The 11,729-nt window shown below is 68.4% G+C and carries 12 protein-coding genes; 8 read left to right on the forward strand and 4 right to left on the reverse strand.

The features are described from left to right. Positions 1-7: 7 nt before the first annotated feature. Genes dxs through L632_RS0101180 form a run of 3 tightly spaced genes read left to right on the forward strand, consistent with a single transcriptional unit; the run spans position 8 to position 3,507 of the window. Complete coding sequence (gene dxs / locus L632_RS0101170; RefSeq protein ID WP_028713325.1) at positions 8-1,936, forward strand: 1-deoxy-D-xylulose-5-phosphate synthase; 1,929 nt, start codon at positions 8-10, stop codon at positions 1,934-1,936. Beyond that, complete coding sequence (locus tag L632_RS0101175; RefSeq protein WP_028716193.1) at positions 1,933-2,856, forward strand: restriction endonuclease; 924 nt, start codon at positions 1,933-1,935, stop codon at positions 2,854-2,856. Before dxs ends, L632_RS0101175 begins: the two co-directional genes overlap by 4 nt. A 30-nt stretch (positions 2,857-2,886) precedes the next feature. Then, positions 2,887-3,507 (forward strand): COG3650 family protein, encoded by a 621-nt coding sequence (locus tag L632_RS0101180; protein ID WP_028716194.1) that lies wholly within the window; start codon positions 2,887-2,889, stop codon positions 3,505-3,507. Here the strand turns inward: L632_RS0101180 and L632_RS0101185 are convergent. Both L632_RS0101185 and L632_RS0101190 read right to left on the reverse strand, forming a co-directional pair. Then, the gene (locus tag L632_RS0101185; protein WP_028716195.1) at positions 3,504-4,364 is read right to left on the reverse strand and encodes an SDR family oxidoreductase; all 861 of its coding nucleotides are present in this window, start codon (positions 4,362-4,364) and stop codon (positions 3,504-3,506) included. The two genes, L632_RS0101180 and L632_RS0101185, sit on opposite strands and share 4 nt — an antisense overlap. Continuing rightward, complete coding sequence (locus tag L632_RS0101190; RefSeq protein ID WP_028716196.1) at positions 4,361-5,347, reverse strand: LLM class flavin-dependent oxidoreductase; 987 nt, start codon at positions 5,345-5,347, stop codon at positions 4,361-4,363. The genes L632_RS0101185 and L632_RS0101190 overlap by 4 nt, the downstream gene beginning before the upstream one ends. 97 nt (positions 5,348-5,444) lie before the next feature. Here L632_RS0101190 and L632_RS0101195 point away from each other — a divergent pair, with 97 nt between their 5' ends. From L632_RS0101195 to L632_RS0101205, 3 genes are all read left to right on the forward strand, one after another. Further along, a complete protein-coding gene (locus L632_RS0101195; protein ID WP_028713330.1) occupies positions 5,445-6,929 on the forward strand; it encodes an AMP nucleosidase in 1,485 nt (494 codons plus the stop codon). Positions 6,930-7,080: 151 nt separating this feature from the next. Further along, the gene (locus L632_RS0101200; RefSeq protein ID WP_019352361.1) at positions 7,081-7,380 is read left to right on the forward strand and encodes an HU family DNA-binding protein; all 300 of its coding nucleotides are present in this window, start codon (positions 7,081-7,083) and stop codon (positions 7,378-7,380) included. 157 nt (positions 7,381-7,537) lie between these two features. Next, positions 7,538-8,461 carry a DMT family transporter gene (locus tag L632_RS0101205; protein ID WP_028713331.1) on the forward strand — a complete coding sequence of 308 codons (924 nt, stop codon included), beginning with the start codon at positions 7,538-7,540 and terminating at the stop codon, positions 8,459-8,461. On the opposite strand, the gene L632_RS0101210 is transcribed toward L632_RS0101205, so the two are convergent. Beyond that, on the reverse strand, positions 8,416-9,009 hold the full coding sequence (locus L632_RS0101210; protein WP_028713332.1) for a glutathione S-transferase family protein: 594 nt from the start codon (positions 9,007-9,009) through the stop codon (positions 8,416-8,418). The two genes, L632_RS0101205 and L632_RS0101210, sit on opposite strands and share 46 nt — an antisense overlap. Positions 9,010-9,069: 60 nt before the next feature. Between L632_RS0101210 and L632_RS0101215 the strand changes: the two genes are divergently transcribed. Further along, positions 9,070-9,768 carry a YafY family protein gene (locus tag L632_RS0101215; RefSeq protein ID WP_028713333.1) on the forward strand — a complete coding sequence of 233 codons (699 nt, stop codon included), beginning with the start codon at positions 9,070-9,072 and terminating at the stop codon, positions 9,766-9,768. Here the strand turns inward: L632_RS0101215 and L632_RS0101220 are convergent. After that, on the reverse strand, positions 9,746-11,167 hold the full coding sequence (locus L632_RS0101220; RefSeq protein ID WP_028716197.1) for an aminotransferase class V-fold PLP-dependent enzyme: 1,422 nt from the start codon (positions 11,165-11,167) through the stop codon (positions 9,746-9,748). The genes L632_RS0101215 and L632_RS0101220 overlap by 23 nt on opposite strands. A gap of 73 nt (positions 11,168-11,240) precedes the next feature. Between L632_RS0101220 and L632_RS0101225 the strand changes: the two genes are divergently transcribed. After that, complete coding sequence (locus L632_RS0101225; protein ID WP_028713335.1) at positions 11,241-11,714, forward strand: Lrp/AsnC family transcriptional regulator; 474 nt, start codon at positions 11,241-11,243, stop codon at positions 11,712-11,714. Positions 11,715-11,729: the final 15 nt, after the last annotated feature.

Consider the following 11,729-nt stretch of genomic DNA (forward strand, 5'->3'; position numbering starts at 1 on the left):
GCAAGCCATGACCCATGAGACTTCCGACCGCCCTTCGACGCCGATCCTGGACCGGGTGGCCTTGCCGTCCGACCTGAAGGATCTGTCGGATCGCGAACTGCGGCAGCTTGCCGACGAGCTGCGGGCCGAGACGATCAGCGCCGTTTCCGTCACCGGGGGCCATCTGGGCGCCGGGCTGGGCGTGGTCGAGCTGACCGTGGCGCTGCATGCGGTCTTTGACGCGCCGCGCGACAAGATCATCTGGGACGTGGGCCATCAGTGCTATCCGCACAAGATCCTGACCGGGCGCCGCGACCGCATCCGCACGCTGCGTATGGAAAACGGCCTTTCCGGTTTCACCAAGCGGTCGGAAAGCCCCTATGACCCGTTCGGGGCCGGGCACAGCTCGACCTCGATCAGCGCGGCGCTGGGTTTCGCCATGGCGCGCGAACTCGGCGGCGATCCGGGCGACGCCATCGCGGTGATCGGCGACGGCGCGATGAGCGCGGGCATGGCCTTCGAGGCGCTGAACAATGCGGGCGACCTGGGCAAGCGGCTGTTCGTGGTGCTGAACGACAACGAGATGTCCATCGCGCCGCCCACCGGGGCGCTGTCGCGCTATCTGACCCGGCTTTACGCCGAGGGGCCGTTCCAGGACCTGAAGGCCGTGGCCAAGGGCGCCGTGGGTTTCCTGCCACCCTCGCTGCAGGAGGGGGCGCGCCGCGCCAAGGAGATGCTGAAGGGCATGACCGTCGGCGGCACCCTGTTCGAGGAGCTGGGCTTTTCCTATATCGGCCCGGTCGACGGCCACGACCTCGACCAGCTTCTGCCGCTCTTGCGCACCGTCAAGGCACGGGCCACCGGGCCGGTGCTGATCCATGCCGTGACGAAGAAGGGCAAGGGCTACGGCCCGGCCGAACGCGCCGCCGACAAGGGCCATGCCACGGCGAAATTCGATGTCGAGACCGGCGCGCAGGCCAAGGCCAAGTCGAACGCGCCCAGCTATACCTCGGTCTTTGCCCGGGCGCTGGTCGATCAGGCCAGCCGCGACGCCCGCATCGTCGCCGTCACCGCCGCCATGCCGGACGGCACCGGGCTGAACCTCTTCGCCGAGCGTTTTCCGCGCCGCTGCTTCGACGTGGGCATTGCCGAGCAGCATGCCGTGACCTTCTCGGCCGGGCTGGCGGCGGGGGGGATGAAACCGTTCTGCGCGCTTTATTCGACCTTCCTGCAGCGCGGCTACGATCAGGTCGTCCATGACGTGGCGATCCAGCGCCTGCCGGTGCGCTTTGCCATCGACCGCGCCGGTCTGGTCGGGGCCGACGGCGCCACCCATGCCGGCGCCTATGACATTGCCTTCCTTGCGAACCTGCCCGGCTTCGTGGTCATGGCCGCCGCCGACGAGGCGGAGCTGGTGCATATGGTCGCCACCGCCGCCGCCCATGACGAAGGCCCCATCGCCTTCCGCTATCCCAGGGGCGAGGGCACCGGGGTCGAGATGCCCGAACGCGGCGAGGTGCTGGAGATCGGCAAGGCCCGCGTCATGGCCGAGGGCAAGCGCGTCGCCATCCTGTCCTTCGGCACCCGGCTGGCCGAGGTCATGCGGGCGCGCGAGGCGCTGCTGGCGCGCGGGATCACGCCCACGGTGGTCGATGCCCGTTTTGCCAAGCCGCTGGACCGCGACCTGATCCTGCGCCTTGCCCGCACGCATGAGGCGCTGATCACCATCGAAGAGGGCGCGGTCGGCGGTTTCGGCAGCCTGGTCGCGCAGCTGCTTGCCGACGAGGGCGTCTTCGACGGCGGGCTGCGCTTCCGCCAGATGGTGCTGCCCGACACATTCATCGACCATGCCAGCCCCGAGGCCATGTATCGCTGCGCCCGCATGTCCGCCCCCGATATCGAGGCCAAGGTGCTGGAGGTTCTGGGCGTGGCGCATCTTGGGGAAAAGCGGGCGTGAGTGGGGCCGATCTGCCGAAATTCGAAGACCTCATGTTGCCGGTATTGGAGCTTATTCAGGCAGGAAGCCAGACTGTGTCGGACTGCCTTCCCGCCCTTCAGGCCCGCTTCGGCCTGACAGATGAACAGATGGAAGAACTGCTGCCTAGCGGCAAGCAGACCACCATGAGTAATCGCACCCATTGGGCGCGGAACTACATGAAGCATGCTGGCCTTGTCGAAGCGGTATCGCGCGGGCGCTATCGTATAACACCGCTGGGTGAACAGCTCTTGGCGCAACGGTGCGCGCGGATCGACAAATCCGTGCTGGAGCGGTTCCCGCTCTATCAAGCCTGGCGTTCACAACAGCAGGACGGAGCCGGCGAAGCGGCCGCGGTGGTCGAGCCTCTCAACGCTGCCACGCCCGAAGAGCATATCGAGACTGCGTATGCACAACTGGATGCTGCCCTTACCGAAGACCTTCTTGACCAGGTTCTTACCCTTTCCCCCGCCCGATTCGAGCAGCTGATCGTCGAGCTTCTGCTTGCCATGGGCTACGGCGATGGTCGGGCCGAGATGGGGCAGGCTATCGGACGTTCGGGCGACGGCGGCATTGACGGTGTGGTGAACGAGGACAAGCTGGGTCTCGACGCCGTCTATATCCAAGCCAAGCGGTATGCCCTGGACAATGTCGTCGGGCGCCCGGCTCTGCAAGCTTTCATCGGGTCGATGACCGGCGAAAGCGCGACCAAGGGCGTGTTCGTGACCACCTCGTCCTTTTCGCGCGAGGCGCGGGATTACGTGCGCCGCGTGCAGCAGCGTGTCGTGCTGATCGACGGTGCCCGGCTGGCCCGGCTGATGATCGACCATGGCGTCGGTGTCAGGATCGACAGGACCTATGTGTTACGCTCGATTGACGCTAACTTCTTTGATGTAGACTGATTGGAGGCTTCGCCCCGCATGAGCAGACCGATGCTGCGTATCCTTCTGACCGGCCTCGTGCTTGCCGCCCCGCTGGCGGTGCAGGCGCAGGACTATCTTCCGAACCTGTTCGACGTCACCGTGGTCGAGACTTGGGACAAGCTGAACGTGCGCGAGGCGCCGCATGGACAGGCCAAGATCATCGGCCGGCTCGCCTCGACCGCCAAGGGGGTCGAGCTGCTGGACCGCGACGCATCGGGCAAATGGGGCCTCGTGAACGTGGGCGAGACCACGGGCTGGGTGGCATTGCGCTTTCTCAAGCCGCAGGCCACGGCCTGGAAGCCAGCCGAGCTGCCGCTGTCGCTGCAATGCAGCGGGACCGAGCCCTTCTGGTCGGTCAAGACGGTGCAGAAGGGGCTGGTCTTCAGCGAGCCCGACCAGCCCGAGCGCCAGCTTTCGCTGCGCAAGGTCATGGATCGCGGCATCGAGGGGGAGCCGACGCGCGGCATCATTGCCGGCGACGACAAGGGCCGGCTCACCGCCTTCCTGCGGCCCGAGCAATGTTCGGATGGCATGTCGGACCGCGGCCATGCGCTGGCGGTCAGCGTGATCCTGGACGGGCAGGAGCAGCCCTCGCGCATGCTGACGGGCTGCTGCACGATCGCCCGCTAGGCGGGGGTCCCCTCGGCGCGGGCCAGCGCGGCCAGCCCGGCGCGATAGTCGGGATAGCGCAGCCTCACGCCCAGCTCGCGCTTGATGCGGTCGTTCGCGACGCGCTTGTTCTCGGCATAGAAGCTGCGCGCCATGGGGGTCATCTCGGCTTTGGCGTAATCCTCGGCGGGCGGCAGGGGCAGGCCCAGCAGTTCCGCCGCATGAGCGATCACCGCCTCGGGCGGGGCCGGGTCGTCGTCGCAGACATTGTAGATCGCCCCCGGCCGGGGGGCGCGGATCGAGGCCAGCAGCACTTGCGCGATGTCCTCGGCATGGATGCGGGAAAACACCTGTCCCGGCTTGACGATGCGCCGCGCCGTGCCCGCACGGACCTTGGCGAAGGGGCCGCGCCCCGGCCCGTAGATCCCGGCGAGGCGGAAGATATGCAGCGGCAGCCCATGCTGGGCGGCCAGCCGCTGCCAGCCCTGCTCGGCCGCGACCCGTTCGCGCCCGCGCCGGGTCGAGGGGGCGCAGGGCGTTTCCTCGTCGACCCAGCCGCCCTCGCGGTCGCCATAGACGCCGGTGGTGGAAAGATAGCCCAGCCAGCGCGGCCGCGCCGCGGCGATCTCGGCGCCGAAAGCTGCCAGAACCGGGTCCGCGCCCCGGTCCGGCCCGACCGAGACCAGGATCGCGTCGGCTTGGGCGATGGCCTCGCGCAGCGCCTCCTCCTGCCCCGGCCAGCGCAGCGGCTCGGCCCCGGTCGGCGCGACGCGATCCGTCGCCTCCCGGGTGGTGCCCGTGACCTGCCAGCCCTCGGCCAGCAGCAAGGGCGTCAGGAAACCGGCCGAATAGCCGTGACCGAAGACCAGCATCCTCATGCGCGCCCCCGCAGGATCTCGGCCGCGATGGCAAAGGAACGGTGCCGCGCGGCCTGGTCGTGGATATTGCCGACGAGGATCAGCTCGTCGGGGCGGTGGCGGGCGATCAGCTCCTCCAGCCGGGCCGCGACGGTTTCCGGCGCGCCGACCGCGCTGACCGAAAGCGCATGCTCGACGGCGGGCAGGATGCGCACCGGGATCGCGTCCAGCACGTCCTCGACCGGCGGCGGCAGCAGGCCGGGCATGCCCAGCCGCAGCCGGGCGAAGCTGATCATCTGGCTTGTGCGCAGGCGCTGCGCCTCGGCATCGGTCTCGGCCGCGATGACGTTCACCGCCAGCATGAAGCGCGGCCGGGTGCCGAATTCGGTCGGCTCGAAGCGGTCGCGGTAAAGCTGCACGGCCTGGTCGAGATCGCCCGGCGCGAAATGGCTGGCAAAGGCATAGGGCAGGCCAAGCGCAGCGGCAAGGCTGGCGCCATAGAGCGACGAACCGAGGATCCAGACCGGCACGTTCGTGCCTTCGCCCGGATGCGCCGCGACCGGGGCGCCGGGGCGCGGCGGGCCCAGATAGCGCAGCAGCTCGACCACGTCGTTGGGGAAATCCTCGTTGCGCTGCATCGAACGGCGCAGCGCATGCATCACCGCGCCGTCGCCGCCCGGCGCGCGGCCAAGGCCCAGATCGATGCGGTCGCCGTGGATCGTCGCCAGCGTGCCGAACTGCTCGGCAATGGCCAGCGGCGCGTGGTTCGGCAGCATGACCCCGCCGGCGCCGACGCGGATGGTTTGCGTATGATCGGCGACATGGCCGATCAGCACCGCGGTGGCGGCGCTGGCGATGCCGGGCATGTTGTGATGTTCGGCCAGCCAGAAACGGCTGTAACCCCAGCCTTCGGCGGCTTGCGCGAGCGCGACGGAATTGGCGATGGCCTGCCGCGCGTCCGAGCCTTCGGCCACCACCGCCAGGTCGAGAATGGAAAATTCCATGCGGATCACTCCTTTGCCCCTGTCAGATAAGGCCTCCGCTGCCGGCTTGCCAGCCCGCGGCGGCGCTGGCACTCTCCGCCGAAACTGGAGAGCGCGCATGATGACCGACCGCCGGAGACTTCCCATCGAAACGCCCGAGCCTGCCGAGCGGGTCTATTTCGACGACCCGGCCGCCGCCGTGGCCCAGCTGATCGCGCTTTACGAGCGGGCGTCGCATTTCCTGCTGGACCGGTTCCTGGCCACGCTGCAGGGCGGCCGGCCAGCGGCGCGCTATCGCGCCTTCTACCCGGAACTGCGCATGACCGTGCCGGTGCATTCCAAGACGGATTCGCGCCTGTCCTTCGGCCATGTCGCGCTGCCCGGCACCTATTCGGCCTCGATCACCCGGCCCGACCTGTTCCGCGGCTACCTGACCGAGCAGATCGGCCTGCTGATGCGCAATCACGGCGTGGCGGTGGCGATCGGCGACAGCGGCACGCCGATGCCGGTGCATTTCGCCGTGGCGACGCAAAGCGACCTGAACGTCCCGCAGGAAGGCGTGCTGGACTATTCGCTGCGCGACGTCTTCGACGTGCCGGACCTGAACACCATGAACGACGATATCGTCAACGGCACCGCGGGGCCGAACCCGGACGGCAGCCACCCGCTGGCGCCCTTTACCGCGCAGCGCGTCGACTATTCGCTGGCCCGGCTGGCGCATTACACCGCGACCCTGCCCGAGCATTTCCAGAATTTCGTGATGTTCACCAACTACCAGTTCTATGTGGACGAGTTCGAGGCCTTCGCCCGCCGCGCGCTGGCCGATCCGGATTCGGGCTATACGGGCTTCGTCGCGCCGGGAAACCAGATCCTGGAACGCCCCGAGGATATCATCGCCACCGGCGCCAAGATGCCGCAGATGCCGGCCTATCACCTCAAGCGCCCGGACGGCGACGGCATCACGCTGGTCAATATCGGCGTGGGACCGTCCAACGCCAAGACCGCGACCGACCACATCGCCGTGCTGCGCCCGCATGCCTGGCTGATGGTCGGCCATTGCGCCGGTCTTCGCAACAGCCAGTCCCTGGGCGATTTCGTGCTCGCCCATGCCTATCTGCGCGAGGATCACGTGCTGGACGACGATTTGCCGGTCTGGGTGCCGATCCCCGCCCTGGCCGAGGTGCAGGTCGCCCTGCAGGAGGCGGTGGCCGAGGTCACGCAGCTGGACGGCTACGAGCTCAAGCGCATCATGCGCACCGGCACGGTGGCCACCATCGACAACCGCAACTGGGAATTGCGCGACCAGTCCGGCCCGGTGCAGCGCCTGTCGCAGTCGCGCGCCATCGCACTGGACATGGAAAGCGCCACCATCGCCGCGAACGGCTTCCGCTTCCGGGTGCCCTATGGCACGCTGCTTTGCGTCAGCGACAAGCCGCTGCATGGAGAGCTGAAGCTGCCCGGCATGGCCACGGATTTCTATCGCACCCAGGTCGCGAACCACCTGCTGATCGGCATCCGCGCCATGGAAAAGCTGCGCGCGACACCCCTGGAACGCATCCACTCGCGCAAGTTGAGGTCCTTCAACGAGACGGCCTTCCTCTAGAACCGCGCTTTGGCGGCGAATTTCGCAGCGTTTGCTGGGGAAAACCGCCGAAAAAGCTTGATCTGCGCCGAAAAAGCTTGTGTAGCGGCAGGCGTGCCGCCAAGGTGGCGTCCGAAAATTTCCCGAACGGGGAACAACGAGGAGACAGAATATGGCCCAGGCCGCTTCGAAACCGATGACCAAGACTCAGCTCGTCGCCACGCTGGCCGATGAAATGGGCAGCGACAAGAAGACCGCCGCCGCGGCTCTTGACGCGCTTTCGGCCGTCGTGTCGCGCACCGTTGCCGAAGGTGGCGCCGTCACCCTGCCGGGCATCGGCAAGGTCGCCTGCCGCGCCCGCCCCGAGCGTCAGGTCCGCAACCCGCAGACCCAGGAAATGATGACCAAGCCGGCCGACAAGGTGGTCAAGGTCACCATCGCCAAGGCGCTGAAGGACAGCGTGAACGCCTGAGTTTCGGCTTTCGCCGCATAAGGGGCCGCGCATGACCTGCGCGGCTTCTTTCGTTTCCGGCCGCTGATCCGGCGCCGATCCGGCGCCGATCCGGTCCGGGCCCTTGCGCCCGCCGGCCCATCTGCTAGCCCATGGGGGGCAAGGGTAGGGGGGCGAGATGGATTTCAGGGCCATTCTGATGGGTTTCGGCTTCGCGGTCCTCTGGGCCTCGGCCTTCACCTCGACACGCATGATCGTCACGGCCGCGCCGCCGCTGACCGCGCTGGTGATCCGGTTCAGCCTGTCCGCCCTGGTGGCGATCCCGCTGGCCCGCGCCATGGGCCAGAGCTGGCGGCTGAGCCGCGGCGAATGGCGCACGGTGATCCTGTTCGGCCTGTGCCAGAACGCGCTCTACCTCGGGTTCAGCTGGGTCGCCATGCAATATGTCGAGGCCTCGGTCTCGGCCATCATCGCCTCGATGATGCCGCTGGTCGTCGCCTTCCTGGGCTGGCTGCTCTATGCCGAGCGGCTGCGCCCCATCGCCGTGGCCGGGCTGGTCGCGGGCGTGGCCGGTGTCACGCTGATCATGGGGGTGCGGCTGCAGCACGGGCTGGACGTGCCCGGGGTGATCCTGTGCCTGATCGGCATGGTGGCGCTGACCTTCGCCACGCTGGCGGCGCGCGGGGCCGGGGGCAGCCGCAACATGATGATGATGGTGGGCCTGCAGATGGCGGTGGGCGCCGTCCTGCTGCTGGTCCCGGCGGTGCTGATGGAATGGGGTCGCCCCGTGGCGTGGAGCGCGGGCCTGCTCTGGGCCTTTGCCTATACCGTGGCCGTGCCGGGCATCGGCGCGACCTTGCTGTGGTTCCGGCTGGTGAACCGCATCGGCGCGGTGCGGGCGGCGACCTTTCACTTCCTGTCGCCGATCTTCGGCGTCGCCATCGCCGCGGTGATGCTGGGCGAGCGATTCGGCGCCTCGGACGTGATCGGCGCGATGATCGTGGCGGCGGGCATCCTGATGGTGCAGCTGGCCAAGCTGCCCGCCGCGGCTGCGCCTCAGCCGTCGCCCTCGGCCGCGCGTGCCATCGAGGGGCGGGACTGAATCCGCCGCGCCCAGGCGTCGACGGCGGGCGTGCGCGGCATGCTTTCGCCGAAATACAGGAACAGGCCTGCGACCAGCAGGTCGGCGGCCGAGAAATCGCCGCCCAGCAGGTAGGGCTGCCCCGACAGCACCTCGTCCAGCCGCTGCAGGGCGGTGTCGTAGTCGCGCAGGGTCGCGGTCAAGGCCGGATGCTCGATCCTGAAGAAGCTCAGGATCGCGACCGGTTCCAGCACGCCCTGATACCAGCTGAGCCAGCTGAGATACTGGCCGCGCCTCGGGTCGCCCGGCAGCGGGCCCAGCCCGGCCTCGGGGAACATGTCGGTCAGGTAAAGCACGACGGCGCCGCGCTCGCGCACCCAGTCCTCGCCGTTGACCAGATAGGGCACCTTGCCCTCGGGATGCGGATTGGCCGGATCGCGCCCGCCCGAGCCGTCCTGGCGCGGGATGGTGACGGTGCGGATATCCACCTTGTCCCTGATCCCCAATTCGTCCAGCAGCACGAGGATGCTGGAAGAGCGGCTTTTCGGGGCATGGTATAGGGTCAGCATCTTGGCCTCCTTTGGTTGCGGGGGCATGATGGGGCCGGCCCCCTGACAGAAGGTGACAGCATGTCCCGCACCGACCGGCTGATGCGCCTGATGGACGCGATGCGCCGCCTGCCCGCGCCGGTGACCGCCGCGCGGCTGGCCGAGGAGACCGGCGTCTCCCTCCGCCAGCTCTATCGCGACATCGCCACGCTGCGCGCCGGCGGCGCGCTGATCGACGGCGAGGCGGGGCTGGGCTATACGCTGACCGAGGACCCCGCCCTGCCGCCGCAAAGCTTCTCGCGGCTGGAGATCGAGGCGCTGCTGCTCGCCATCTCGGGCCTGCGCACGCTGGGCGATCCCGAACTGACCCGCGCGGGCGAGGATGCCATGGCCCGCATCATCGCCACCCTGCCGGAAAGCCAGGGCCGCCATGCCATGCACGCCACCATGCGGCTGTTCCGCGAGCCGGCGCAGCGTCCCAGTCCGCAGGTGGACATGGCCCTGCTGCGTCAGGCTTTGTGGGAAGAGCGCAGCCTGATCATCGACTATCTGGACCTGCAGGGCCGGGCCAGCACGCGCGAGATCTGGCCGCTGGGCATGTCCTACAGCGACAATCACATGATGCTGCTGGCGCATTGCCGGCTGCGGCAGGATTTCCGCACCTTCCACATCCCGCGCATCCGGGCCATGCGGCCGGGCGGCGAAAGCTTCCGGCCCCGCCGCGTGGCCCTGGTGCGCGACTATGTCGCCTGCCGCGCTACTCCGCCGCCACCGGGGTGAAGATCGCCGTGGCGCGGTCGCAGCGGTAATGCGCCAGGTGATCCGGCGCGCGTTCGGCCAGGTCGCAGACGGCGTCCAGGATCGCCTCGATTTCGGCAAGCGGGGCGGCCCAGCACAGGTTCAGCCGCACGAAACCGGGCTTCTCGATCTCGTCCCCGGCCAGGATGGCGGCGCGCAGCCGGGCCGAATCCTCGGGGCCCAGCCCCAGCAGGTGATGGACGTAAGGCCCGGCGCAGGCGCAACCGCCGCGCGCCTGCACGCCGTAAAGGTCCGACAGCATCCGCGTCGCCAATTGCTGATGGACAAAGCCGCCCCGCCCGTCGCGGATGCGGAAGCTGAAGAAGGGCAGGCGCGGCGCGTCCGGATTGCCCAGCAACTCGATCCTCGGATGGTTCCGCAGCCGCGCCATCCCCAGCGCCAGCCATTCGGCATTGCGCGCGTCGATGGCGTCCTGACCCACGGCGGCCTTGGTCAGGAAGACCAGCGCGGCGCGGATGTCGCCGATCACGTTCGGGGTGCCGCCTTCCTCGCGCGCCTCCAGCGACAGGGCATAGTCGTGGCTCTCGGGCGAGACGAAACGCACCGTGCCGCCGCCGGGCAGGCTGGGGCGGTCGGCGACCACCGCCTCGCGGCGCAGGATCATCACGCCCGAAGCGCCCGGCCCGCCGATGAACTTGTGCGGCGAGATCACCACCGCATCCATGCCCAGCCGCATGTCGATGGGCAGATAGGGCGCGCCGCCGGCATGGTCCCAGGCCACCTTGGCCCCAGCCGCCTTCAGGATGCGCGTGACCTCAGCCACGTCGGTCAGCGTGCCGGTGACATTCGAGGCGGCCGAGAAGCTGCCGATCACCGGCCCCTCGGCCCGCGCCAGCGCCTGCTGCAAAGCCGCCAGATCCGGCCCGCCGGTGGCGGCTTCGGGGATCGTCACGACCTCGGCGCCGCTTTCGCGCCAGGGCAGGATGTTCGAGTGATGCTCGTAAGGTCCGATCAGCACGGTCGTGCCGGGCCCCGCGCCCAGCAGGTGCACCAGCCGGTTGATGCCCTGCGTCGCGCCCGCGCCGGTGAAGATCACCGCATGCTCTGCCCCGGCATGGGTGATCGCGCCGATCGCCTCGCGCGCGGCGCGGCGCATCCGGGTCATGGTGCCGCCGCAATGGCTGGCCTCGGTATGGCTGTTGGCATACCAGGGCAGGAGGTTTTCCATCACCCAGTCCTCGATGGGCCGCAGCGCCCGGCCCGAGGCGATGTAATCGGCATAGATCATCCGCCGCGGCCCGAAGGGGCCGTCGATCACCGCGTCGCGGCCGATCACGCCGTCATGGATCACCTGCATCGGATCGTCGCCCAGCTGGGCGAGGTAGCTGTCGAAAGGCGGCATCGGGTTCCTCATCTTCATGCGCGCATCTTGACCCGCAATAGCCGAGGAATCATTCTTAATATCAGCCGATATCCTGTGTTTTGATTGTCAAATGAACGATAAAACTCTCATAATTGATGAAATCGACAACCGCCTGCTGGCGCTGCTGCAGCGCGATGCCAGCCTGTCCCAGCGCGAACTGGCCGAGCGGGTGGGCCTGTCGCAGAACGCCTGCTGGCGGCGTTTGCAGCGGCTGACCGAGGCCGGGGTGCTGCAAGGCAGCCGCGCGGTCATCGACGCCGCGGCGCTGGGGCTGGGGCTGACGGTGTTCATCATGGTCCGCACCCGCCATCACGACGACGCCTGGGCGCGGCGCTTTCGCGCCCGGATCGAGTCGCTGCCGCAGATCACCGAGTTCCACCGCATCGGCGGCGAATGGGACTACATGGCCAAGGCGGTGGTGGGCGGCATGGCGGGCTATGACGCGCTTTACAAGCAACTGATCGCCGATATGGATCTGGAACGCGTCACCGGCGTTTTCTCGATGGAGACGATCTTCGAGGGCCGACCGCTGTCCCCGGCTTGATTTTCACGAAATGTT

It is taken from the genome of Paracoccus sp. J39 (assembly GCF_000518925.1).
GTDB lineage: Bacteria > Pseudomonadota > Alphaproteobacteria > Rhodobacterales > Rhodobacteraceae > Paracoccus.

Bases quoted from the DNA above. Each gene is read 5' to 3' on its own strand.
- dxs (WP_028713325.1), top strand. From the start codon at position 8: ATGACCCATGAGACTTCCGACCGCCCTTCGACGCCGATCCTGGACCGG.
- L632_RS0101180 (WP_028716194.1), top strand. From the start codon at position 2,887: ATGCTGCGTATCCTTCTGACCGGCCTCGTGCTTGCCGCCCCGCTGGCG.
- L632_RS0101185 (WP_028716195.1), bottom strand. From the start codon at position 4,364: ATGAGGATGCTGGTCTTCGGTCACGGCTATTCGGCCGGTTTCCTGACG.
- L632_RS0101190 (WP_028716196.1), bottom strand. From the start codon at position 5,347: ATGGAATTTTCCATTCTCGACCTGGCGGTGGTGGCCGAAGGCTCGGAC.
- L632_RS0101195 (WP_028713330.1), top strand. From the start codon at position 5,445: ATGATGACCGACCGCCGGAGACTTCCCATCGAAACGCCCGAGCCTGCC.
- L632_RS0101200 (WP_019352361.1), top strand. From the start codon at position 7,081: ATGGCCCAGGCCGCTTCGAAACCGATGACCAAGACTCAGCTCGTCGCC.
- L632_RS0101205 (WP_028713331.1), top strand. From the start codon at position 7,538: ATGGATTTCAGGGCCATTCTGATGGGTTTCGGCTTCGCGGTCCTCTGG.
- L632_RS0101210 (WP_028713332.1), bottom strand. From the start codon at position 9,009: ATGCTGACCCTATACCATGCCCCGAAAAGCCGCTCTTCCAGCATCCTC.
- L632_RS0101215 (WP_028713333.1), top strand. From the start codon at position 9,070: ATGTCCCGCACCGACCGGCTGATGCGCCTGATGGACGCGATGCGCCGC.
- L632_RS0101220 (WP_028716197.1), bottom strand. From the start codon at position 11,167: ATGAAGATGAGGAACCCGATGCCGCCTTTCGACAGCTACCTCGCCCAG.
- L632_RS0101225 (WP_028713335.1), top strand. From the start codon at position 11,241: ATGAACGATAAAACTCTCATAATTGATGAAATCGACAACCGCCTGCTG.